The 22852-nt window shown below is 69.7% G+C and carries 22 protein-coding genes; 11 read left to right on the top strand and 11 right to left on the bottom strand.

The window, feature by feature from the left end; genetic code table 11:
- The first annotated feature begins 48 nt into the window (after positions 1-48).
- Both ACZ6TI_RS41355 and ACZ6TI_RS41360 read left to right on the top strand, forming a co-directional pair.
- Positions 49-1230, top strand: coding sequence for a cytochrome P450 (locus ACZ6TI_RS41355; RefSeq protein WP_465350743.1), 1182 nt, complete (start codon positions 49-51; stop codon positions 1228-1230).
- 103 nt (positions 1231-1333) lie between these two features.
- Positions 1334-1954: a hypothetical protein gene (locus ACZ6TI_RS41360; RefSeq protein WP_465350744.1), complete on the top strand. Its 621-nt coding sequence runs from the start codon at positions 1334-1336 to the stop codon at positions 1952-1954.
- Here ACZ6TI_RS41360 and ACZ6TI_RS41365 read toward each other — a convergent pair.
- On the bottom strand, positions 1896-2087 hold the full coding sequence (locus ACZ6TI_RS41365) for a VOC family protein (RefSeq protein WP_465350745.1): 192 nt from the start codon (positions 2085-2087) through the stop codon (positions 1896-1898). The two genes, ACZ6TI_RS41360 and ACZ6TI_RS41365, sit on opposite strands and share 59 nt — an antisense overlap.
- A gap of 144 nt (positions 2088-2231) precedes the next feature.
- Between ACZ6TI_RS41365 and ACZ6TI_RS41370 the strand changes: the two genes are divergently transcribed.
- Positions 2232-2549: a hypothetical protein gene (locus ACZ6TI_RS41370; RefSeq protein WP_465350746.1), complete on the top strand. Its 318-nt coding sequence runs from the start codon at positions 2232-2234 to the stop codon at positions 2547-2549.
- A gap of 81 nt (positions 2550-2630) precedes the next feature.
- Positions 2631-4889 (top strand): protein translocase subunit SecD, encoded by a 2259-nt coding sequence (gene secD, locus ACZ6TI_RS41375; protein WP_465350747.1) that lies wholly within the window; start codon positions 2631-2633, stop codon positions 4887-4889.
- A 505-nt stretch (positions 4890-5394) separates the two neighbouring features.
- Here the strand turns inward: secD and ACZ6TI_RS41380 are convergent.
- The 10 genes from ACZ6TI_RS41380 to ACZ6TI_RS41425 all read right to left on the bottom strand — a co-directional run bounded on the left by ACZ6TI_RS41380 (position 5395) and on the right by ACZ6TI_RS41425 (position 14387).
- On the bottom strand, positions 5395-6261 hold the full coding sequence (locus ACZ6TI_RS41380; RefSeq protein ID WP_465350748.1) for an alpha/beta fold hydrolase: 867 nt from the start codon (positions 6259-6261) through the stop codon (positions 5395-5397).
- Between the two features lie 10 nt (positions 6262-6271).
- A complete protein-coding gene (locus ACZ6TI_RS41385) occupies positions 6272-6742 on the bottom strand; it encodes a hypothetical protein (protein WP_465350749.1) in 471 nt (156 codons plus the stop codon).
- A gap of 191 nt (positions 6743-6933) precedes the next feature.
- Complete coding sequence (locus ACZ6TI_RS41390; protein ID WP_465350750.1) at positions 6934-7653, bottom strand: ABC-2 transporter permease; 720 nt, start codon at positions 7651-7653, stop codon at positions 6934-6936.
- Between the two features lies 1 nt (position 7654).
- Entirely contained in the window at positions 7655-8497 is an 843-nt protein-coding gene (locus ACZ6TI_RS41395; protein ID WP_465350751.1) for an ATP-binding cassette domain-containing protein, read from the bottom strand.
- The gene (locus ACZ6TI_RS41400) at positions 8494-8874 is read right to left on the bottom strand and encodes a GntR family transcriptional regulator (protein ID WP_465350752.1); all 381 of its coding nucleotides are present in this window, start codon (positions 8872-8874) and stop codon (positions 8494-8496) included. Before ACZ6TI_RS41400 ends, ACZ6TI_RS41395 begins: the two co-directional genes overlap by 4 nt.
- A 107-nt stretch (positions 8875-8981) precedes the next feature.
- Positions 8982-10517 (bottom strand): MFS transporter, encoded by a 1536-nt coding sequence (locus ACZ6TI_RS41405; protein ID WP_465350753.1) that lies wholly within the window; start codon positions 10515-10517, stop codon positions 8982-8984.
- Positions 10507-11196 (bottom strand): LppX_LprAFG lipoprotein, encoded by a 690-nt coding sequence (locus ACZ6TI_RS41410; RefSeq protein ID WP_465350754.1) that lies wholly within the window; start codon positions 11194-11196, stop codon positions 10507-10509. The genes ACZ6TI_RS41405 and ACZ6TI_RS41410 overlap by 11 nt, the downstream gene beginning before the upstream one ends.
- Positions 11197-11232: 36 nt before the next feature.
- Positions 11233-12081: a hypothetical protein gene (locus tag ACZ6TI_RS41415; protein ID WP_465350755.1), complete on the bottom strand. Its 849-nt coding sequence runs from the start codon at positions 12079-12081 to the stop codon at positions 11233-11235.
- Positions 12082-12088: 7 nt separating this feature from the next.
- A complete protein-coding gene (locus ACZ6TI_RS41420) occupies positions 12089-13084 on the bottom strand; it encodes a hypothetical protein (RefSeq protein WP_465350756.1) in 996 nt (331 codons plus the stop codon).
- Between the two features lie 130 nt (positions 13085-13214).
- A complete protein-coding gene (locus tag ACZ6TI_RS41425; protein ID WP_465350757.1) occupies positions 13215-14387 on the bottom strand; it encodes a glycoside hydrolase family 76 protein in 1173 nt (390 codons plus the stop codon).
- Between the two features lie 267 nt (positions 14388-14654).
- Here ACZ6TI_RS41425 and ACZ6TI_RS41430 point away from each other — a divergent pair, with 267 nt between their 5' ends.
- From ACZ6TI_RS41430 to ACZ6TI_RS41460, 7 genes are all read left to right on the top strand, one after another.
- Positions 14655-16031 (top strand): rhamnulokinase, encoded by a 1377-nt coding sequence (locus tag ACZ6TI_RS41430; protein WP_465350758.1) that lies wholly within the window; start codon positions 14655-14657, stop codon positions 16029-16031.
- 76 nt (positions 16032-16107) lie between these two features.
- Positions 16108-16893, top strand: a complete 786-nt coding sequence (locus tag ACZ6TI_RS41435; protein ID WP_465350759.1) for a DeoR/GlpR family DNA-binding transcription regulator — start codon at positions 16108-16110, stop codon at positions 16891-16893.
- A gap of 154 nt (positions 16894-17047) precedes the next feature.
- Positions 17048-18127, top strand: a complete 1080-nt coding sequence (locus ACZ6TI_RS41440; protein ID WP_465350760.1) for an ABC transporter substrate-binding protein — start codon at positions 17048-17050, stop codon at positions 18125-18127.
- Positions 18128-18158: 31 nt separating this feature from the next.
- Entirely contained in the window at positions 18159-19721 is a 1563-nt protein-coding gene (locus ACZ6TI_RS41445; protein ID WP_465350761.1) for a sugar ABC transporter ATP-binding protein, read from the top strand.
- Positions 19714-20679, top strand: coding sequence for an ABC transporter permease (locus ACZ6TI_RS41450; RefSeq protein ID WP_465350762.1), 966 nt, complete (start codon positions 19714-19716; stop codon positions 20677-20679). The genes ACZ6TI_RS41445 and ACZ6TI_RS41450 overlap by 8 nt, the downstream gene beginning before the upstream one ends.
- The gene (locus tag ACZ6TI_RS41455; RefSeq protein ID WP_465350763.1) at positions 20676-21647 is read left to right on the top strand and encodes an ABC transporter permease; all 972 of its coding nucleotides are present in this window, start codon (positions 20676-20678) and stop codon (positions 21645-21647) included. The genes ACZ6TI_RS41450 and ACZ6TI_RS41455 overlap by 4 nt, the downstream gene beginning before the upstream one ends.
- A complete protein-coding gene (locus ACZ6TI_RS41460) occupies positions 21647-22711 on the top strand; it encodes a Gfo/Idh/MocA family protein (protein ID WP_465350764.1) in 1065 nt (354 codons plus the stop codon). The genes ACZ6TI_RS41455 and ACZ6TI_RS41460 overlap by 1 nt, the downstream gene beginning before the upstream one ends.
- Positions 22712-22852 lie beyond the last annotated feature (141 nt).

The raw sequence follows: 22852 nt of genomic DNA on the forward strand, positions 1-22852 counted from the left end.
GGCATTTGCTTCCGGGTACGCGACACCACATCATCGTGATATCGATCGATGAAGGAGCCCCCGCTCGTGTCCCAGCGCAAAGTCCCCCGCGGCGAGCTCACCCCGGGCTGCCCGGTCCACCGCACCGCCGAGGGCGTCTGGCAGGTGCACGACTTCGCCACCGCCCGCGAGATTCTGCGGAACACCGAGACCCGCCAGGCCGGCTTCCGGGCCGAACAGGCGAAGAAGGCCGAGAAACGGATGCGGCTGCCGGTGCTCTATCGGGACGGGACGGAGCACCGCGAGCACCGTCGGCAGACGGCCAAATACTTCACTCCGAAGCGCGTGGACTCGGCGTACCGGTCTCTGATGGAACGTCTCGCCGACGAACAGATCGCGAAATTGCGGCGCCGGGGCGAAGCCGACCTGTCGAAGTTGTCCTTCGACCTGGCTGTCGCCGTCACCGCCGAGGTGATGGGCCTGACCGAACGGGCTCCCGGCATGCCGAAACGCCTGGACCGCTTCTTCATGGAGCGATCGTCCCGCGTGCCGCTGGTCGGGTTGATCAAGAGCGCGTGGTCCAACGCCGCGGTGGTGATGTTCTACTACCGCGACGTCCGGCCGAACGTGCGGGCCCGCCGCCGGGAACGACGCGACGACCTCATCTCCCACCTGATCGACGAGGGCTGCACCGACGCCGAGATCCTCGGCGAATGTGTCACGTTCGGCGCCGCCGGCATGGTCACCACCAGGGAGTTCATCGCGGTCGCCAGTTGGCATCTGTGCACCGACGACGACCTGCGGGCCGCCTACACGACCGGCACGCAGGCGCAGCGGACGGCGATCCTGCAGGAGATCCTCCGCCTCGAGCCGGTGGTATTCGACCTCTTCCGCCGGACCACCGCCGACATCACCGTGCCGGGAGCCGTGATCCCGGCGGGCGCCCTGGTCGAGATGGGCGTGGCAGCGGCCAACGTGGACCCGGACGTGGTCGGCGAGCGGCCCGACCAGGTGTGCCCGAACCGTCCCCTGGCCGCCGGGGTCCGCGAGGCGGTGCTGTCCTTCGGCGACGGCCCACACCGCTGCCCCGGCGAGCACGTCGCGATCCAGGAGACCGACATCTTCCTGACGAAGCTGCTCGCCCTGCCCGGCCTGCGGATGATCACGTCGCCGAAGGTCGGCGCCGTCCCCGGAATTTCCTCCTACGAGGTGACGAACCTGCGCGTCGCGGTGGACGGCACCCGACCCTGAGCGGCAGTCGAATCCGCGGGCTCGCGACGGGGCACCGCCACGGCCGGACCGTCGGTATGGTGGCCGTTCGCCCGGCGGGCCGGCGGAAGGACAGGTGTCAGGGATGGACGGGAGCAGAGCCGGCCTCGGCCCGGAGCGGTTCGAGGTGCGCACCGATCGAGCAGCCCTCCGGCGGTTGAGCCGGCGGATGGCCTGGCTCCTGGTGCCCGCCAATGCCTTCCTGGCGATGGCGCTCGGTGCGCAGTTCGGCCTGCTGGCCAGCGTCCTGGACAACACGGGGTGGGCGATTCTGCTGGGCGCCGGATTCGGGATGCTCAGCTTCGGCCTGGCCTGGACCGTCTTCGGCCGGGGCACCCTGGCCTGGTTGCGGATCCGGCAAGTGATCGACCCCGTTCTGGTCATCGATCGCCGGGGCATCTGGCTCGCCGTGCCGCAGTCCGACGCCGGTTCGGTGTTCCTGCCCTGGTCGGCGGTGGGCCCGATCACCGCGCGGGGCCACCTGCGCCACACCGTGCTCAGCATCCGGCTGCGTCCGGGCACCCAGCCCGATCATCCCGGCGCGTCCGGCCTCGAAGACCGGCAGATCTGGCGGCATGCGAACCGGCGGGGCCTGCAGGTCGGCACCCAGGGCACCACCACGACCGGCGACCATCTCCTCGCGACACTCAACCATTTCGCCGCGCAGGCACAGCACGGCGTCGGTCCGGCTCCCTACAACCAGTGAGGCCCGGCCCGATGGTGGCGCTCGGGCCGGACCGCAGCGCCCGCAGGCCCAGCTTGCCTTCGTAGAACTCGACCGCCGTCGCGATGTCGGACACGGCGATCGACGCTCTCACCGGAAAACTGTTCAACGCCATGAGCCCACCGTTACCCCCGCCGCCGGGCCGCTACTCCATCGCATGGCCGATAGGCTGCGCGGCTGGGTTACGCTCGCGCTTGGTCGGATGAGGGAGTTGGGCGTGCAACGTACGCGGCGGGGTCAGCAGGCGTGGCACGCCGCTGTGCTCGCGATCGCGCTCGTTGTCAGCACCGCCCTGGTCGGGTTCACTCCCGGCATCGAGATCGAGCACCCCCGCGTCGCGACGGTGACCGCGGCGGTCGCGCCGGCGTCGATGGCGCCGGTGCTTCCCGATGTGCGGCCGATCGCCAAGCCTTCAGTCGGTGCGCTCTTCCTTCTGGTCGCCGCGGTTGCGGCGCTCTTGCTCGGAGTCGCGCGGCGCTTCAGCTGGTCGGCGGCTGCCCGGACGGGCTCGTCGGCTGTTTCCGCGGCCGCTCTCAGCGCAGTGAGAGGACGGGCGCCGCCCCGCCGAACGGCGTAGCAGCGTCCCCTTTCCTTTCGCCCGCGGCGGGGCTCAGTGCGGCCCGCGCGGGACATCCCGTGTTGAGGAGCATCGATAATCATGTCGCGCGCTACTGCCGTGCGCGCTGTTCTGGCCCTGGTAGTCCTGGTGGTTTCCGGTTGGCTGCTGGCCACCCGGACGCCCCGGCTCGGGCTGGATCTGCGCGGTGGCACCCAGATTGTTCTCGAAACCCGTGACGGCGAGTTCGCCGAGGCGAACGCCGTCACCACCGACGAAGCCCTTGAAGTGCTGCGTCGCCGCGTCGACGAGCTCGGCGTGACCGAGCCGACGCTGGCCCGCTCCGGCGAGCGGCGCATCGTGGTGGAGCTGCCCGGCGTCACCGATCCGGCCGAAGCCGTACGCGTCATCGGCCGCACCGCCCAGCTCACCTTCCGCCCCGTCCTCGGCGTCGCCGAGGCCCAGCCGAGCACCGGCCCGAGCCCGGCGTCTCCGAAGAACGCAGCCGAGGAGATCGCCCTGCCGTCGGAGGACGGACAGCCGTTGCGGCTGGGCCCGCCTGCCCTGTCGGGGCAGCAGGTCGCCGGCGCCGACGCCGTCCGCGACCAGTTCGGCGGCTGGCAGGTCACGCTCGACTTCCGCGGCGACGGCGGCGACGCCTGGCAGCGGCTCACCGGCACGGCGGCCTGCGCCGCGGCCGGTGACCCGGCCCGGCGGGTGGCGATCGTCCTGGATCGGGAGGTGATCTCGTCACCGCAGGTCGGCGAGGACGTCGTCTGCGAGGCCGGCATCGCGGGCGGCCGGACGCAGATCACCGGATCGTTCACCCAGGCCGAGGCCAAGAACCTCGCCCTGCTGGTCCGTGCCGGAGGGCTGCCGGTGCCGGTGGACATCCTCGAGCAGCGCACGGTCGGCCCGACGCTGGGCCAGGCGGCGATCGACGCCTCCGCGACGGCCGCCGTGCTGGGCACGATCGCCACGCTGCTGTTCATCATCGGCGCGTACCGGCTGATCGGTGGGGTGGCCGCGGTCGCGCTGATCGGTTACGGCCTCATCTCGTACGCTGCGCTGCTGGCCATCGGCGCCACCCTGACCCTGCCCGGCCTGGCCGGGTTCGTCCTGGCCATCGGCATGGCGCTCGACGCCAACGTGCTGATCTTCGAGAGAGCCCGGGAGGAGTACGCCGCCCGCGGTTCGCGGCGCAGCCTGCGGACCGCGCTCCGGGCGGGTTTCCGAAACGCGCTGTCCGCGATCGCCGATTCCAATATCACCACGCTGCTCGCGGCGGGACTGCTGTTCTTCCTGGCCTCCGGACCGGTACGCGGCTTCGGTGTCACGCTGACCATCGGCGTGCTGGTCTCGATGTTCACCGCGCTGGTCCTGACCCGCGTGCTCGCATCCCCGCTGATGGGCAGTCGCTGGGCCGAGCGCCGGCCGGGCCTGAGCGGTCTGGCCGGCACCGGCTGGGTCCGGCGCAAGCTGACCGAACGCAACCCCGACATCATGGGGCGCCGGCGAGTTTGGCTGATGATCGCGGGCGTGGCCACCCTGGCCGCGCTCGCCGGCATCGGGGTGCGCGGGCTCAACCTGGGCGTGGAGTTCACCGGCGGGCGGATCGTCGAGTACGCCACCACCGTTCCCCTGCCGGCCGACACCGCCCGCGACGCGGTGACCTCGGCCGGCCTCGACCGGGCGGTGATCAACACCGCCGGCGACGGCAACATCAGCGTCCGCGCCGGCAACTTCGGCGAGGACGTGGAGGCTGAGCTCCGGTCGGCGCTCACCGATGCGGGCGGCGGGCAGGTGCAGCGGCTCCGCGACGAGCGGATCGGCCCCACCCTGGGCGCGGAGCTGCGCCGCAACGCCGTCATCGCCCTCGGCGTGGCGCTCGCGGCGCAACTGGCCTACCTGGCGATCCGTTTCCGCTGGCAGTGGGGCGCGGCCGCGGTGCTCGCCATGCTCCACGACGTGTTGCTGCTGCTCGGCATCTTCGCGTGGCTCGGCCGGCCCATCGACGGGGTGTTCCTCGCCGCGCTGCTCACCGTGATCGGCTACTCGGTGAACGACTCGGTGGTCATCTTCGACCGCATGCGCGAGCTGGTCCGGGCGAAATCCGGCCGATCCTTCGCGGAGCTGGCCAACACCGGCTCCCTGCAGACCGTGCCGCGTACGGTCAACACCGGCCTCGGCGCGATCTTCATCCTCATCGCCCTGGCCGTGCTCGGCGGTGACTCGCTGTTCGACTTCGCGCTGGCCCTGCTGATCGGCATCACCGCCGGCACGTACTCGTCGATCTTTCTCGCCGCGCCGATGACCGTCATGTTCGAGTCACGGCGCGGCGGCCGGTCCCGGCAAGGCTGACACCAGCACTCCCGCCGGCCCGCGCCGGCGGGAGTGGCCCAGCCGTCAGCAAGTCGCCCTGCCCACTCATCGTCTGATGGCCCGGAAAGCGACGTCGGTCGCACCAACAACTCGATATCGCCGCGTTGCCGGCCCGGCCGCGACGCGGCTACATCTCGCGTTGGCTACGGCCCGATGTCGATCGCGACCTGATGGTGGGTAACCCGCGTGTCCCATCGGGTCAAAGCACGGCGAGCGGCGTCCTCTATGACGGCTTGCTCAGGCTCCGCCCCGGCGAAGGCGCGTATGTCGTCCATGCTGGTGAAGTACACGATAGACGTGAACATCACTTCATCGCCGTCGTGGCGACGCCGAATGACAGAAACCCACGAGACCCACGCGCGGCCGCGCTTGTTTCACAGGCCGCACTCTCGAGAACGTATGCACCCCAGGCCACTGCAACCCACCGAGTGCTCGGACGGCGGCAGAGGACGTTTCCGAGTTGACGGAATTCCGCTGTCGTCGCTCAAGCGGGCGTTGTGGCCGCCGCGGTGATCACGGCTGCGGCGAATTCTCGCGGACACTCCAGCGGTAGGAAGTGCCCGCCGTCAAGGTGCTGCAGCCGTACATTGACGAAGAACTGGCCGAGCCGGTCGGACCAGCCGGTGGGAAACAGTGGGTCGTGTTCGGGCCACAGCACTGTGGTCGGCACAGTGATCCGCTCCGCCGGCGGCGGCACCGGTTCGGCCACCACCCTGGCGAGCCCACCGGAGCCGACGCGATACCAGTGGATGGACGCGGTGAACGCGCCCGACTCGGCGTACAGGCCGACGAGATGGTCGAGGTGGTCCTCGGCGAGGGTGAACCTGGGGCCGGACCAGTGCGTCCAGAAGTGGCGCAGGTAGCGGCGCACGGCGTCGGGCCGGCCGTCGATGAGTTCGTCCGCGAGCGGAAGTTGGTGGAAGGGCACGTACCAGAACTCCTGCTGCGCCGACGGGGTCAGGATCCGCTCGCCGATCCCCGGCAGCGGCGGCGTGAGCACCAACGCCCGGACCAGGTCTGGGCGATGCCGGGCCACAGCCTGCGCGATCCGGCTGCCGATGTCGTGCCCGCCGAGGACCGGCCGGTCCAGCCCGAGCTCTTCGATCAGCCCGATGACGCTGCGCGCCTGCGCGTCGGCGCTGTATTGGGCCGTCGGGTCGGCCGCGTGCTTGTCAGACGCGCCGAAGCCGCGCAGGTCGGGTACCACCACGTCGGCCGCCGGCAGGAGCGGCACAACGTCGCGGTACTCGGTTCGGTCGCTGGGCCACCCGTGCAGCAACACCACGGCGGGACCAGCACCGGTTCGCTCGTACGCAAGCCGGAACCCGTCAACGGCAGCCGTCCGATCCACATCCGCCAAGTTACTGATCGCCCGACCCAAAACTCGATCCGGCGAGAACGAACGAGTCCGGAGCAAGCCTGGTGAACCAATGCTCGTTCGCGCCGTCGAGGATGACGACAGGTCTGGCCGCGACGCCGGCGCTCACGGCTTCGGCCACCGCTTTCAGCGCGCCTGACTCGACCAACCTCTCGTGCCTCACACCGTTTCCAGCGTAGAAGAACAACATCGTGTCCCGCGCGCGATCACCGGCCCGCCGAACAACATCGACCAGCTCGACGGTAGATTCCGGGTCCACCAGAACCTGGACGGAATCGGCACGGAACGCGGCCGTCCCGTCGTCGGGTGACGTGAGCACTTCGGCGAGCTTGCGGACCATCTCCTCCGGCCCCCAACGGCCTCGCAGTTCTGGGCCACCGTCACCACAAGCGACCAGGACCGCCTGGGACCCCTCGAGCTCGGGAAGAAGAGAGTGCCGCTGCCACATCGCCATCGATCCACTATGACCAGATGGCTCAACCTCCCTCGCAGGGGCGGCCCCGCTGTTCGGCGAGCACCTTGCTGCGGGCGCGGCGGACGCACGATCGACAACAAAGACCCGGCCGCCTCCTGGGGTGACCCGGCTGGGCGGATCGCCGGAGGTTGGGCGCGGACGGACGCCTTGACAGTGAAAGCGGCCGAGCGCTAGAGATCGCGCCGAGCGTACAGGCGCGCGGAGAGCGTGGTGGTGGCGAGTCCGAGGATGCTGAGGGTCGCGATTGCGGCGATCGCGGCGATGGTGAGCCGGGCGGGGTTCGCGTCGTCGAGCCACGACGGCACCGCAGTGCGGACAGTGGGGAACCCCACTGCTCCGAATATGACGGCCATGATGATGGCGGGAGGGAAGACGGCGACGATGCGAATCGGGCCCGGGCCGGTCGCGAAGAACGCGGGTAGTTGGGCGGCAAGCAGCGTGCCGATGAGTGTGACGCTGGCGGCGGCGACGGCGGCGGCGACCGCCCAGTCGAACTCGGCGCCGAAGGCGAGCGCGGCAACCGGAGCCACGAGGGTCCCTGCGACGGTGAATGCGATCAGCAGCAGTAGGCAGGTCGCATAACGGCCGAGGACGACGTGCTGGCGCCGGATGCCGAGCGCGGCGTAGAGGGTGTCGAGGCGGCCGCGTTCGTCGTTTCCGAACAGGTGGCTCGGGGTGTTGAGGACCGCCAAGCAGGACAGCGCCGGAATCAGCACGTACACGCTAAGGCCGGCGGATTCGACTTCGCCGGCGTCGTCGGCGTTGAGCAGGAGCATTGCGCTGGCCACCAGATTCGCGCCGACGATGATCGCCGCAGGGATGATCAAGAACTTCGCGTTGGGTCGCATGGACCGCAGGTCCAGACCGACGAAGCGAGCAATGGCGTGCATGTCAGGACTCCTCGTCTCTGGGCCGCACATGATGAACGACGACCCGCTCGATCGTCGGGGTCTCGACCTGGACGCCCGGGCCGAACCCGGCGGTGTCGGCGGTGCGGATGATGCCGTCGAAGTTGTGCTGGCCGCGGCGCAGGCCCCGGATCAGTGGCTTGTTCTCCGCGGTGAGGTCCGTCAACGCTCCTCGAACGTAGGCGAACTCCTCGATGAGTTCGTCCACGGCGCCGGAGTAGACGATCTGGCCGCCATCGACGAACACCAGGTAGTCGGCGAAGTGCTCCAGGTCGCTGGTGATGTGCGTGGAGAACAGCAGGGACGCCTCGGGACGGTGCATGTGCTCGCGCAGCAGGTCGACCAGGTCGGCTCGCGCGGCCGGGTCGAGGCCGCTGGTGGGCTCGTCCAGGATCAGCATTTCGGGATGATTGCCCATCGCCAGCGCGATCATCAGCTTGTTGCCCTGGCCCCGCGACAGCTTGTTCACTCGCTCGTCGGCCCCCAGTCTGAGCCGGCGGCACAGCCGGTCGAACCAGTCCTGGTCCCAGCCGGGTCGAGACGCGGCATAGGCGGACGCCGCGTCACGGACCCGCCAGTACGGCAGCACGAACGGTTGGTCGAACACGATCCCGACCTCGCCGATCGGCGGCATCGCGATCCTTCCCGCGTCCGCGCGGACGAGCCCGAGCAGCGTGCGCAGCGTCGTCGTCTTGCCCGAGCCGTTGGCACCGACCATTCCGGTGACGAATCCCCGCGGAACGCGAAGGTCCAGCGGGCCGAGCGTGAAGTCTCCGCGGCGCTTCACGAGCCCGACGGTCTCCACAACGTGCTCTGTCGTGTTCATCGCTCCCGCTCCCATTCCTCCGCGAGCATCGCGGTCAGCTTCTCCAGCGAGACCAGCCCGGTGTGCCGGGTGCGGGCGACGATCTGCCGCAATCCGGCCCGGGCCCGCTCCAGCGAGGCCCGGCGGGCCTCGTCCGGGTCGATCTGTGCGACGAACGAGCCCTTGCCGGGCACGTTCACGATCAGCCCCTCGGCGGCAAGGTCGTTGTACGCCCGCGTGGTCGTGATCAGGCTGACCCGCAACTCTCCGGCCAGCGCGCGTAATGACGGCAGCGGCGTCCCGGCCGCGAGCTCCCCGGCCATGATCTGCTGTCGAATCTGCTCAACGATCTGCTCATACAGGGGCACTCCGGGGCCAGGCGAGACGATGACACGCATCCACAAAGCCTCCAACACATCTACTGTCTATGTTCAGTATGGACAGGTGCCCACTGCGGAGTCAAGGGGGCGCTGATGGCCGGACAGACCCGCGGAGAACCGCAGGTTCAGGCTTGGTTGCCCGTGGCGGTGTGCCTGCCTCCCAGCAGCAGGCCGAGCAGGGCGCCGACTGCGCAGAGGCCGGCCGTGACCAGGAAGATCTCTCGGTATTCGGTTCGCAGTGCGGCCTCGAGCGCGACCTCGTAGACGGCGAGCCGGGCTTGGTATTCGGCCGGGTCGACGCCGAACGGCAGCGGGGTGTCGAGGTTCGCGGTCAGCACCTGGAAGCGGTGCAGGCCCCACGCGGTGAGCGCCGCGACGCCGACCAGCATGCCGACCATCCGGGACACGACCGCGGCGGCCGAGGCCACGCCGTGCCGGTCGGGAGGCGTCACGCGCAGCACAGCCGCGGCGAGTGGCGCGATGACCAGGCCGAGGCCCAGGCCGGCGATGGCGAGGTCGGTGTCGAGGCGAGGCAGGACTCCGGCATAGCGCTCCGCAAGCACGGTGGACGGCCAGTACGCGATCAGCCCGTACCCGAAAGCGGCCGTGAGCAGTCCGATCAGGGTGACCAGACGCTCGCCGAGGCGGGCCAGCACCGCGCCACCGAGCACAGCGCCGACCGGGAGCGCGATCAGGAAGCGGGTAAGTAGCAGCGTGCCGCCGAACGCATCCTTGCCGAGCAGCGTCTGCGCGACCAGCTGAACGTCGACGAGCGTCACCATCAGGGCAGCGCCGGTGCAGAAACTCGCGCCGAGCGCGGCGAGAAGAGGCGCCATGCGCACGCCCGCCGGATCAAAGAGCTTGGTCCGGGCCCGGCTTTCCCACCAACCGAAAAGCACGAGTACGACGACAGCCGCGCCGAGCGTGGCCGGACCCCACGAGGGCAGCACCGCTCGCTCGGGATCCGGGTTGTAGAGACCGACGACCAGCAGGGCCAGACCGGCCGCGAGCAGGACGCCACCGAGCAGGTCGACGCCGGGTCGGTGCGGCCGGGCGGCGGTCTCCCGGGGCAGCGCGAACAGGACGGCGACGGCGGCCAGCGCGGCCAGCGGAACGTTGATCCAGAAGATGCCCCTCCAGCCGATCAGCGCGGCGACCACGCCGCCATAGATCGGGCCGAGCACGCTGCCGAGTTCCTGCGCGGCGCCGACCGCTCCGAGGGCGACCGCGCGGCGATGCTGCGCCGTCCAGAGATCGCCGGCCAGGGCCATCGTCACCGGCAGCAGCGCGCCGCCGGCCAGCCCCTGCACCGCGCGGCCGGCCACCAGCCAATGGATCGACTCACCCGAGCCGGCGGTCATCGCCGAACCCACGGCGAAACCGGCCAGACAGGCGACGATGACCGCGCGGCGGCCGAACCGGTCGGAGAGCGAGCCGAGCAGCGGCATGCCGGCCACATACCCGAGCAGGTAGCCGGTCACGATCGGCGTGGCGCGCTCGAGCCGGTTGAGCGGGATGTGGACGTCGCCCAGAATGTCGGTCAGGACGGTCACCACGACGTACGCGTCGAGGGCCGCTAGCAGGACGGTGGCGCCACCGACACCGATCGCCAGGCGCCGCCGCGCCGATGCCGGCGCGGCGGAGGTGGTGCTAGGGCGCACTGATCTTCACCGGTACGTCGAATTCCTCGAACGTCGCCGTGGCCGCGCCGCCCGGCAGTGTGAAGGCCGCCTTGACCAGGCGCTTGTCGGCGTCGGCGATCCACAGCTTGGCCGGGACGCTGCCGGTCAGGCCGGGGATCAGCCCGGCCAGGTCGGCGCCGGTCGTGGTGACCGCGACGCGCCAGGCGTTCTTGCCGTCGACCGGCTCCGACGCCTCGGTCGTGGCCCCGGTCGCCGATCCGAGCACCTTGGCGATGCCCCGGTCGGGATCGAGAATGGCCGACGGGTCGTAGACGGCGGCCGCCAGCGTGAGCGGCAGCGTCTGGAAACCGCCGGTCGGGCCCTTCAGATAGAGCTTGTCACCGACGATTACGAACTCCAGCTCGACGTCCGAGCCGGCCTGATTGACCTGCGCGGTGCCCTTCGCGCTGCCTTCCCTGGTCAGCGCGCCCTCGGCCCGGCGCAGACTGAGCCCGGAGATCTCACCTTCGGCGGTGATCAGGAACTGCGCGGTCTTGATCTCACGCATCGCCGCAGCGGACTCTTTCACCAGCGTGTCACCGACGGGCAGGCTGACCGCCGGCGCCGTGCTTCCGCCGTTCTCGGCCTTGTCGGGGGTGCACGCGACCAACGCCAGCAGAGCGGCGGACAACACGAGGACGGGGCGAAGTCGGAACATACGGCGAATGCTAGACCGGCGCGCAAGCCGCGCCGCTCAGCTGAGAAGGGGAATCGCGAAGCGGGTCACCTCCTGGTGCCAGGCGTCACCGTCCGGCCCGGCGAAGGTCAGCGTCGTCGCGCGTCCGGCCGCCTCCTTGATGTCCTTCTCGAGGGCGGCCGTGCGGTCGCGGTTCGCGTCGAACCAGGTCAGCAAGGCGACCAGGGCCTCCGGGTCGCGTTCGGTGGACAGGGTCGCGAGGAGGATCCTCGCGACGGCGGTGAAGGTGGCGTCCGGGAGCAGGTTCGTGTGCGGCGGTAGAAGCGCGACGATGCCACGGACGGCGGCGCCCGGGCGGCCCGGGACCGCCAGGATGCTGTCGAGCAGGCCGGGCAGGTCTGTCGTCGTACGCATGAGCAGCTCGAAGCCGGCCACGAAAGCCGGCGCCGGCGCACCCGGCAGGCCACCCATCACGTCGGCGCCCTGCGCGACCCAGCCCCGGATCAGGTCGACCGCACGCGGCAGGTCGTCGTCCGCGCCCAGCAGCGCCCGCACCGCCGGCGGGTGCGACCGCACACAAAGGACCGGCGTGCCGGCGCCGGGGCGCGCCTGATCCCAGTACGGGACCTCGCGCAGCGAGTCGGGCGGGAAACGTGGTCCGGCCGGGTCCGGGCGGCGGTCCGGAGGGCGGCTCGTCTCACCGTCCGCGGTGACCGGCGCATCCGGCAGCGGGCCGAAGACCGCCTCGCCGGCGGTGATCTCCGCGGTTACCCGGAAGCCGCTGCCGCGCGCGGAGGTCGACGCCGGAGAGTCCTCCACGACGCGGGCGGTGCCGGTGAATGCCGCCGTTGCCGACTCGATGATGCTGAGCCAGGTCGCCGGCCGCGGCGATCGGCGGCGGCTCATTCGGCGATCACCATACCGATTCCTCGTCGTGCGCCGCGTCGTTGGCCACCGGATCCTCGTGCAGCGGACTCTGCCCTCCGGAGCCGTCGCCCTTCGCGGTGACCTTCGTCCCCGAGTTCGGGCCCGGTGTCACCACACTGGACGCGGGCGAGCCCGGGTTGACGGCGACGGTGGTGCTGTAGTCGACCTCCCAGTCGGCGAAGTTCAGCGGGATGGCCGTCGTCTCGTTGACGTTCTTGACCGCCAGCCAGCTGCGGAACCGATCGCGGCCATCGGTCCGGACGAGGTGCTGCTCGGTGGCGCCGGAGCCGATCTTCCAGTCCCGCGCGCCGGTGCCCGGGGTGTCCTGCATCGTGCTCGTCTTGGTGCTCGGCGAGGTGGCGGCGAACTGGTCGACCGTCTCCGATCCGTACCACGGCACCACGCCCGCGTCGCCGTCGCGGACCGGCGCATCGCCGATGGTGTCGGAAATCTTCTTCTTGTCGCTGAACAGGATCGGGGCGAGCTGCTCGAGCAGGCCGGGAGTGTGCCCGGGCGGCTGGTAGTAGAAATTGCGGGTGGACTGGTAGACCGTCTGCAGGAAGCCGATCTCGTAGTCGCCGATGCGGGCCGCCGGGCCGGTCGCGGTGACGCTGCCGGTCGCGCTGTAGGTCTGGCTGTCGATCTCGACGTCGGCAGCGGTCTTCGTGACGGCCAGCGGCTTGGCCGCGGTCGCGTTGAAGCCGTTGGACTGGAAGGTGACCGCCCCGGTCACCGCGGCCGCGGAGCCGCCGAGCCCGAACAGCGACGCCGCGTTGGCGATCGCGCTGTCGGTCGTGGTGTATCGGCTCGGCTTGCCGCGCCGCCGGCCGGCGGCGCCGAGCAGCTGCGCGACGGCGCGGTTGCCGGCCGTCCGATGCATCGACAGAATCTCCGGGCCGGTGGGCGCCGCAGTGTCCTGCCGCCCGTCCGCCTGCAGCTTCTCGTCCTCGTCGAGCTGAGCTCGCTCCCGGTAACGACCCAACGTCCCCACCCCCGAAGCCAGTGTGGCGGGCCCCCACAAGGCGAACAAGGACCGTACGGCCAGCTCGGCCGCGGACCTCGCCCGGCGTACCCAGAGCACCCTCCTTCTACTACCACGACGAGCTGGCGACTCAGTACAGGATCGGCCACTTCGCTCGTGGCCAGGCCAGCACCGCGTAGATCTGGACGAGCGCGGCCTGCTGGATGGCCTGGGTGCCACCGTCGGCGTCGAAGTGCACGAGGTTGGTCCGCGGATCGCGCATGGTGGACCACACCTGGTCGGCGTACCGGGCCATCGCCTGCCGGTAACGGGCGTCGCCGGACACCGACTGCAGCAGGAGCAGGTTCTTGAAGAAGATCGAGTTGAAGAAGATCGGCTGGCCGTGCAGCCGGCCCTGCGTGACGTAGTAGGTGTACGCGGCGTCGGCGATCCGCTCCGCCCGCCGGAGGTAGGTCCGGTCGTGAGTGATCTGATAGAGCAGGACGTTCACGCCGATCGGGACGCCCTGGTTGTAGGACCACATGGTCTTCTCGATCGCGCCGTCGAGGTCGAGGTGGTCCCAGTACAAACCATTGGGGCTCTGCAAGTACGTGTTCGTCCAGTGGTAGAACCGCAACGCGGAGTTCAGGTACCGACGCTGCCCGGTGATCTGGTACAGCCGGAGGCCCAACTCGGCGCCCGGCATGTTCGACACCGTGTTGCGGTCGTGGCTCCAGTCGGCCTGAGTCCAGAACACGCCACCCGGGGAACTGTGACCGGCGTCGGTGTCCCAGCCGGACTCGACCAGCGCGAAGATCTCCTCGGCGCGGGCCAAGGCGGCGACGTCTCCGGTCTGCAGGTACCGCTGGACCTTGGCCAGGCCGACCCATTCGTTGTCGTCGTAGAACATGTCGCCACCCTGGCCGTAAGGCGCGACCGGGTAGGAGTCGTAGCCAGGCAGGCCGGTCGTGCCGCCGGCAGCGTTCCAGTAGCGCTCCTGGGCGGCGGCCCGCGCGGCGTAGATGGGTTCGCTCCGCGGATCGGCCACGGTGAGATCCAGCGCGGCGATGTGGATCTGCGAGTACGGCCACTCGTACGAGTACGGGTTGTCGCCGGGCGCCGCGGGATACTGCTCGCGATAGAGCCCGGAGCCGTCGGTCGTGCCGAAGTATCGCTGCAGGGCCGAGAAGGCGGCCAGCGCGCGGGTGGTCTGCGTGGCCCGGCTTGACTCGCTGCGGTGTGGTGCCGCCACCGCCGGGGGTGTCATCCACATGAGTGCTGCGGTGAGAGCGGCGCCCGCGCACACGAGCCGATGTGATCGCACGTGGAATCCTCCGTTCCGGCGGGCCCAGCTCGGGAGCGGGGCGCGCATGGAAAGGTATCGATCCCGAACGTTACCGGCCCGTGATCAAAGGGGTCAATGCGTACGACTGACGACGGTGGTCGGCGCCGCATCCACCACGATCGCGCGGCAGCCATGGCCAGCCTCTAGGCTGGGAGAGTGTCCACCTACCTAGCGGTCGATCTCGGCGCGGAAAGTGGCCGAGTCCTGCGGGGCACTCTGGACGACGGCCGGCTGACGGTCTCGGAGGTGCATCGCTTCGCCAACCGGCCGGCGCACCTGCCGACCGGCTTGCACTGGAATGTGCTCGGCCTCTACGACGGCATGACCGCGGGACTGGCGGCAGCCGCGGCGTCCGGACCGATAGACGGCATAGGCGTCGATGTGTGGGGCAACGACTTCGGGCTCCTCGACCGCTCCGGACACCTGCTGGGCAATCCTTTCCACTATCGCGACCCACGCACCGAGGGGATGCCGCGTGAGGCGGAGTCGCGGGTCGGCGCGGGCGAACTTTACCGTGTCACCGGGACGCCGAGCCTGCCGATCACGACGGCGAGCCAGCTGTTGTCGATGGAGCACTCGCCCTTGTTGGCGGCGGCGGACCGCCTGATGATGCTTCCCGATCTGTTCGCCTACTGGCTGACCGGCGTCCAGGTGAGCGAGGCGACCATCGCGAGCACCAGCCAGCTCTTCGACCTCCTTCAGCGGCGGTGGGCGGTCGATGTGATCGACAAGCTCGGCCTGCCGGTCCGCCTGTTCGACCACGAGGTGGTGCCGCCCGGGACGCCGGTCGGGCACCTGCGCCAGGGCGTCATCGACGGGGGCGGGCCGGTCATGGTGACCGCCGTAGCCGGGCACGACACTGCATCGGCCGTGGCCGCCACACCCGGCTCGCCGCCGATCGCGTACATCGCCAGCGGAACGTGGTGCCTGGTCGGCCTCGAGCTGCCGGCGCCGGTGCTGACCGAGGAAGCCTGCCGCGCCGGCTTCTCCAACGAGCTCGGTGTGGCCGGGACGGTGCGGTTCCTTCGCAACGGCACTGGGCTGTGGCTGCTTCAGCGCTGCCGGGAAGCTTGGGGTGGCGTGGCCGCGCCGAGCTATTCCGACCTGACCAGGGTCGCCGCAGAGCTAGCCTCCACGACGCTGATCGACCCGGACGACCCCCGTTTCCAGGCGCATGGCGACATGCCCGCGCGAATCGAGGCCTACTGCCGAGAGACCGGGCAGCGACCGCCGGCGAGCCGGGCGGCGATGGTGCGCTGCATCCTCGACAGCCTCGCCTGCCGTCAACGGCTGACCCTGGAACGCGCCGAATCGCTCTCGGGTGTTCGCGCCGGCGTCGTGCACCTGGTCGGCGGCGGGGCTGCCAATCAGGTCCTCTGCCAGTTGACGGCCGACGTGATCGACCGACGTGTGCTCGCCGGGCCGGTGGAGGCGACCGGAGTCGGCAACCTGCTCGTTCAAGCGTGGGCTGCCGGCGAGATCGGGTCGCTGCCGGAACTGCGCGCGGTGGTCGCCCGGTCCTCGCCGCCCCGGCAATACGTGCCCGGCCCTCGGCGCGCGCAGGCCCAGGAGGCGTTCGGCCAGTTCCAGGCCCTTCTTGCGCGCGCCGGTGACACGACGTGATAGAAAATGACGTGTTCTGCTATACGGTGGCGTCCGTGGGTGAACGTGCTGCGGCAGATGGGAAAGGTGATCGGCGGTGCTGATCGCCGAGCGGCGGTCACGTCTGCTCGAAGAGGTGAGTCGGCGTGGGTGGGCGTCATTTCGCGAGCTGGCCGGCGCGTTGGGCGCCTCCGAGTCGACGGTCCGGCGCGACCTGCGGCAACTCGTTGCCGAAGGTCTGCTGGAGTCGACGCGCGGCGGGGTGTCGACGGCAACCGTCGCCGGCCCGCTGGACCGGGCCGGTCCCGGCCCGGCGCCGGACGGCGACCCGGTTGAGGCGGAGCGCGAGGCGATCGCGTCGCATGCCGCGTCGCTTGTCGCTCCCGGCAGCGCGGTCCTGCTCGGCCCGGGTCGCACTACTCACGCGCTGGCACGACACCTGGCCCGTGGTGGCCCGCTGACGGTGGTGACGAACTCGATTCCGGTCACCCAGGCCCTTTCCGGCACGTCGCAGATCGAGGTCGTGCTGCTCGGCGGCACGCTGCGCCGCTCGATCGGAGCGCTGGTCGGCCCGATCACCGAGCAGAACCTGCGGGGTCTGCGCGGTGCACAGGTCTTTCTCTCCGGCGACGGCGTCACCGTCGAACGTGGCCTGACCACCCCCAATGTCTTCGCGGCAGCGACCGACCAGGCATTCATGGCCGCCGGCCGGCAGGTGGTCGTCCTGGCCGACCACACCAAGATCGGGCACGACACGATGTGCCAGACGGTGCCGAGTGACCGCATCGACGTGCTCGTCACAGATCCGGCGAGCGACCGTGCGGCGGTTCGCAGTCTCGCCCGCGCCGGCATCGACGTGCAGGTCGCCGCGCTCGAGCGCTAGCCGGACAGCTCTCTTCATTCGCCGGGAGCTTTTTCTTGACAACCTTTGACGGGCCTGAACTAGGATCTGTCCAGATCCTGTCAGAGCATTTCAGATCTGGTCTTCGCGCCCATCGCACCGTGCTGGGCGCCGACCGGTCGTACCCCCCGAAGGGATGCCTGCCGTGCTCCGTCTACGACGACCTCACGCCCTGACCCTTGTCATCCTGCCTGTCGTCGTCCTCGGCGCCGGCTGCACCAACCCGGCCGGCGAAGACGCGCCCAGCACCGGCTCCTCTGCTCAGCAGCAGGTGGAGACGACGACAGGCACCGACGGTTGCACGTTCGAGAAGTACAACGGCGGCGTGCCGAAGCAGGACCTCAAGGCGATCACCGTCGGCTTCGCCCAATCCGAGAAGGAGGCCAACCCGTTCCGCATCACCGAGACACAGTCCATCAAGGAGGAGGCGGCCAAGCGCGGGATCAAGCTCATCACCACGAATGCCCAGTCCGACCTCAACAAGGAGATCGCCGACATCCAGGGCATGATCGCGCAGGGCGCCAAGGCACTCATCATCTCGCCACTCAACTCCGAGGGCCTGGACCCGGCGCTGAAGGCGGCGCAGGACGCCAAGGTCCCGATCATGACCATCGACCGCCTGCTGACGACCAAGAAGGCCTGCGTCGACTACATCGGCTGGACCGGGTCGAACTTCGTGACGCAGGGCGAGCGGGCCGCCGACGCGATGATCAAGGCGACCGGGGACAAGGGCGATGTCGCCATCCTGCTCGGCGCATCGGGCGTCAACGTGACCGTCGACCGGACGAAAGGCTTCAAGGACCAACTGGCCGCCAAGAACTCCAAGCTGAAGGTCGTCGCTGAGCAGACCGCCGACTTCACCCGGGAAAAGGGCCGCTCGGTCACCGAACAGCTGATCTCAGCCAATCCCAAGATCACCGCCATCTACGCGGAGAACGACGAGATGGCACTGGGCGCGGTCGCGGCGTTGAAGGCGTCGGGCAAGAAGGCCGGCGACGTCAAGATCATCACGATCGACGGTACGAAGGGCGCCGTACAGGGCATCCTCGACGGCTGGATCGCCGGCGTCATCGAGTCCAACCCGCGGTTCGGGCCACTGGCCTTCCAGGCATTGGAGGACTTCTACAGCGGCACCGGCGTGCCGGAGCAGACCATCATCTCCGACAAGGAATACACGCCGGAGAACGCGCAGTCCGAGCTGGCGAACGCGTACTGACCCCAGTCGGCCGGACCCCTCGGAGTGTGCAATGGCGACCCCCCATTCTGCGCCGACACAACGGCCGGCCATCTCGGTACGTGCGGTCGGCAAGCGGTTCGCCGGCGTCCGGGCGCTGGACGAGGTGTCGCTGGACCTGAACCACGGCGAAGTGCACGCACTGGTCGGCGAGAACGGCGCCGGGAAGTCGACGCTGATCAAGGTGCTCACGGGGGTGCACCGGCCGGACAGCGGAGAGGTCCGATATCTGGGCGAGCCGGTTGCTTTCGCCGGTCCCCGGGACGCCCAGACGGCCGGAATCAGCACCATTTATCAGGAGATCAATCTGGTGCCCACACTCAGCGTGGCGCACAACCTGTTCCTGGGCAGCGAACCGCTCAACCGGATCGGCCTCGTCGACTTCACCCGCATGCGGCGAGACGCCCGAGTCACGCTGGCGCGGTACGGCATCGACGTGGACGTACGCCGCCGGCTCGGCGAACTCGGCCTTGGTGTGCAGCAGATGGTCGCGGTCGCGCGTGCCCTGTCCAGCGACTCCCGGGTGGTGATCATGGATGAGCCGACCTCATCGCTGGAACCGCGTGAGGTCGACCTACTCATCGGCGTCATCGACCACCTGCGCCACCAGAACATCGCTGTCCTGTACGTGACCCACAAACTCGACGAGGTCTTCCGCGTCTGCCAGCGCGTGACTGTGCTCCGCGACGGCCGGGTCGTCCACACCGGACCTGTCGGCGACACCACTCAGCTGCGCCTGGTCGCCACGATGCTCGGCCGCGACCTGGCTGAGGTCCGTGCACACGGCGCGACCAGTTTCGGTGCCGAACACCACACCACGGCCGGCGCGCCGATCCTGGAGGCGACCGGACTAACCCACCGGCCCCTGCTGGCGGACGTCAGTCTCCACCTGCGGGCCGGCGAGGTCGTCGGTCTGGCCGGACTCCTCGGATCGGGGCGAACAGAGACGGCGAAGGCCGTGTTCGGCGCGCAACCCATCGACGAGGGCAGCGTCAGCGTGAACGGACGGACCGTGCGGCGATGGTCGCCCGCCGCCGCCATCCGTCGAGGCGTCGGCATGGTGCCCGAGGACCGCAAGGCCGAGGGCGTTGTACCCGACCTGTCCGTGCGCGACAACATCGTCCTGGCGGCGCTCCCGCAGCTGACCAGACTCGGGATCGTCTCGAAGCGGCGCCAGGACGCGCTCGTGGAGACCTTCGTCCGCCGGCTCGGGATCAAGATCTCGAATCCGAGCCAAAAGGTCCGGGAACTCTCCGGTGGCAATCAACAGAAGGTACTGCTGGCCCGGATGCTCTGCCTGCACCCCAAGGTGCTCCTGCTCGACGAGCCGACCCGCGGCATCGACGTCGGTGCCAAGGCGGAGATCCAGTCCCTCATCGACGAACTGGCCACGCAAGGACTCGCCGTCCTGCTCATCTCCTCGGAACTGGAAGAGGTGGTTGAGGGCGCCGATCGGGTGCTGGTGCTGCGCGACGGCGCTGTGGTCGGCACGTTACAAGGCACTGAGATCAGCGAGGGCCAGATCATGCACGCCATCGCCGCCGCGGCGCAGGATGAGGGAACCGACCGTGGCTGACACCGCGGTGTCCCGCGCACCGGGCGGCCGAGCGGACGTGCTCCGATGGCTGCAGGACAACGGCGCCTACGTCGCGATCGCGGTGCTGCTCGCCTTCAACCTGGCCGCCACCCCCAACTTCGCCAGCGTGGCCAACCTTCGTCTGCAACTCGTGCAGATGGTGCCGGTCGCCATCGTGGCGATCGGCATGGCACTGGTCATCGGCACCGAGGGCATCGACCTGTCGGTCGGGTCGGTCATGGCCATCGCAGCCGCGCTCATCCCGCTCTACATCGGGTACGGCGTCTGGCCGGCGATGGCGATCGCGGTGGCCGCGGGCGCGCTGGTCGGTCTGGTCAACGGTGGGTTGGTGGCGTTCGCGGGCATCCAGCCCATCGTCGCCACACTCGGCCTCTTCGTAGCCGGCCGCGGGCTCGCGCTCGTCTTCGCCGACGGCCGACTGGTCGAGCTGTTCGACCCGACACTCAACACCGTCGGCAACGGGACTGTGCTCGGCGTGCCGATCGCGATCCTCGTCGCCGGGATGGTGGCGCTCCTCGCCGGCCTGGGCGTTCACAAGGCCGCATTCGGGCGACGGCTGGTCGCGATCGGTGGCAACCGACCGGCCGCCGCCCTCGCCGGCATACCGGTCCGCCGCACACTCCTGGCCGTATACGTGATCTCGGGGGTGCTCGCCGCCGTCGCCGGCATCCTCAACACTGCCCGGCTCGGCGCGAGCGACCCGTCTTTCGTGGGACTGCTGATCGAGCTGAGCGCCATCACCGCCGTCGTCGTCGGCGGGACCCCGCTGTCCGGCGGCCGCGTGCGCATCGTCGGCACGCTGGCCGGTGCGCTGCTGATGCAGCTCATCATCGCGACCGTCATCCAGCACAACCTGCACGACTCGACAGCCCGGATGATCCAGGCGGCGATCATCGTGGCTGCCGTGTACGTCCAGCGTGGACGGAGCCGGGCATGACCACCGCCGCTCTCATCCGGTTCCAGCCCCTCGCCGCATGGGCCAGGCGTGCCGGCGCGGCCGTCGTACTCGTCGTGGTGCTTGTGGCGGGAACCGTGGCCTTCGGCGACAGCTTCGCCAGCGGGCAGAACTTCCGCAACATCGCACTGGATGCCTCATACCTGCTGCTCATCGCGACCGGGATGACCTTCGTCATCATCAGCGGTGGCATCGACTTGTCCGTCGGCTCGCAGCTGGCACTGGCCGGTGTGCTCACCGCTTACGGCGCCCAATGGGGTTCGATCGTCGCGGTGGCGCTGCCGCTCGCAGCATGCGGTGCCATCGGGCTCGCCAACGGCCTGCTGATCGGCCGTACCCGGCTCGCGCCCTTCATCGTGACGCTCGCCTCCTTGCTGTTCGCCCGCGGTCTGGCCTTCGCGGTTTCGCAGGAGGGCAACCGGGTCTACATCATGCCGGCCGACCTGACCCTGACCCGGGTCGGTCAAGCAAAGCTGCTGGGCATCAGCGCACCGGTCTGGTTCTCCGTCGGGCTTTTCCTGGTCGCCCTGGTGGTGCTCAACCGCACCCGCTTCGGGCAGAACGTGTTCGCCGTCGGCGGCAATCAGGAGGCGGCCGAGCTGATGGGCCTGCCGGTGGCCGGCATCAAGACACGCGTCTACCTGCTCAACGCATTGCTGGCCGGACTTGCCGGCGTCCTGGTCGCCGCCCAGACATCGTCCGGTCTGCCCACCCTCGGCGAGGGTCGCGAACTCGAGGCGATCGCTGCCGTGGTCATCGGTGGCACGCTGCTGACCGGCGGCATCGGGTCGCTCGGCGGCACCCTCGCGGGTGTGCTGCTGCTCAAGTCGATCCAGAACCTGATCAACCAGGTCGGGACGCTCACCTCGTACTACCAGCAGGTCGTGAGCGGCGCCTTCCTGATCGTCGTCGTACTGATCCAGTCCCGCCTCAGCCGAAGGAGGCAGTGATGACAGCCGCCGCCCGGTTCGCGCCCGGAGTCACACCCCCCGACCCGCCCGCGCCGGATGCCTGGACCCGGCCGGTGCGCGTCGCCGTGGTGGGCACCGGTGGCTGGTGGGGTCTGCAGCATGGACAGGTCTTCGCCGACCGACCCGACACTCAGCTGGTCGCGGTGGTCGGACGCGACCCCGGCCGAACCGCCGCCCGCGGCGCCCTCTTCGGCATACCGGCTTATACGGACCTCGAAGAGATGCTCGACCGCGAGCGTCCGGACCTGGTCTCCGTCTGCTTGTCCAATGAGGCGCACTTCGAGCCCACGCTGCGCGTCATCCGCGCCGGCTTCCCGCTGCTCGTCGAGAAGCCCCTGGTCTTCTCGACCGACGAGGGCCAGACGCTGATCGAGGAGGCGGCGGCACGCGACTTGTTCTTCGCCATCAATTTCAATCATCGGTACGCCCGGCCGGTCCGCCTCGCCGCCGAGGCGATCGCTCGCGGAGACCTGGGCGATCTGGTGTTCGCGAGCTGGCGCTTCGGAGGCGAAACGAGCGACAGCCGCCACCCCTACGCCAATCTGATCGAGACCCAGTGCCACGGATTCGACATGCTGGAATCCCTGTGTGGCCCGATCGACTCGGTGATGGCCCAGATGACCGGCCCGTCCGGCAACGGCTGGACGACACTCGCGGTGGCATTGCACTTCACCTGCGGGGCGGTCGGCTCGCTACTCGGGACCTACGACTCCTCGTACGCCTACCCGGGCACCCATCTGCTGGAGGTCAATGGCACCGAGGCGCGGGTGCTGGTCGAGGACTCGGTGCGCCGATTCATGATGCACCGCGCTGGTGACGAGGTCGGGCGAGTCTGGCAGGCGGGCTACTTCAACGACACCGACCGGGCTTTCCACGCCACGTTCGACCGGCACATGGACGAGCTCCTTCCCGCGCTGCGCGCAGGTCGCCAACCGCCCGTGCCCGCGAGCGCCGGACAGCGCGCACTGGAGCTTGCGCACGCCGTCATCCGCTCGTTCGAAACCGGCACCCGGATCACCACGACGCCTTCCCCCTCGCCATGAGAAACCGGTGCCCGCCAGCTCAACGTTCGCCGGCGCCGCGCCGGATGACGTGAGCTGGTGTCCCTGGAGACGAAGCGCGTGCCCGCCCAAGGACGGCTCGCGGCGCACCATGGTGGTGCGGGCGGCGACGTAAAGCGCCTG

The organism is Actinoplanes sp. NPDC051388, from assembly GCF_055586225.1.

Coding starts and splice junctions, on each gene's coding strand:
- ACZ6TI_RS41355 (WP_465350743.1), top strand. CDS start 49: ATGAAGGAGCCCCCGCTCGTGTCCCAGCGCAAAGTCCCCCGCGGCGAG.
- ACZ6TI_RS41360 (WP_465350744.1), top strand. CDS start 1,334: ATGGACGGGAGCAGAGCCGGCCTCGGCCCGGAGCGGTTCGAGGTGCGC.
- ACZ6TI_RS41365 (WP_465350745.1), bottom strand. CDS start 2,087: ATGGCGTTGAACAGTTTTCCGGTGAGAGCGTCGATCGCCGTGTCCGAC.
- secD (WP_465350747.1), top strand. CDS start 2,631: ATGTCGCGCGCTACTGCCGTGCGCGCTGTTCTGGCCCTGGTAGTCCTG.
- ACZ6TI_RS41385 (WP_465350749.1), bottom strand. CDS start 6,742: ATGGCGATGTGGCAGCGGCACTCTCTTCTTCCCGAGCTCGAGGGGTCC.
- ACZ6TI_RS41390 (WP_465350750.1), bottom strand. CDS start 7,653: ATGCACGCCATTGCTCGCTTCGTCGGTCTGGACCTGCGGTCCATGCGA.
- ACZ6TI_RS41395 (WP_465350751.1), bottom strand. CDS start 8,497: ATGAACACGACAGAGCACGTTGTGGAGACCGTCGGGCTCGTGAAGCGC.
- ACZ6TI_RS41400 (WP_465350752.1), bottom strand. CDS start 8,874: ATGCGTGTCATCGTCTCGCCTGGCCCCGGAGTGCCCCTGTATGAGCAG.
- ACZ6TI_RS41410 (WP_465350754.1), bottom strand. CDS start 11,196: ATGTTCCGACTTCGCCCCGTCCTCGTGTTGTCCGCCGCTCTGCTGGCG.
- ACZ6TI_RS41415 (WP_465350755.1), bottom strand. CDS start 12,081: ATGAGCCGCCGCCGATCGCCGCGGCCGGCGACCTGGCTCAGCATCATC.
- ACZ6TI_RS41440 (WP_465350760.1), top strand. CDS start 17,048: ATGCCTGCCGTGCTCCGTCTACGACGACCTCACGCCCTGACCCTTGTC.
- ACZ6TI_RS41445 (WP_465350761.1), top strand. CDS start 18,159: ATGGCGACCCCCCATTCTGCGCCGACACAACGGCCGGCCATCTCGGTA.
- ACZ6TI_RS41455 (WP_465350763.1), top strand. CDS start 20,676: ATGACCACCGCCGCTCTCATCCGGTTCCAGCCCCTCGCCGCATGGGCC.
- ACZ6TI_RS41460 (WP_465350764.1), top strand. CDS start 21,647: ATGACAGCCGCCGCCCGGTTCGCGCCCGGAGTCACACCCCCCGACCCG.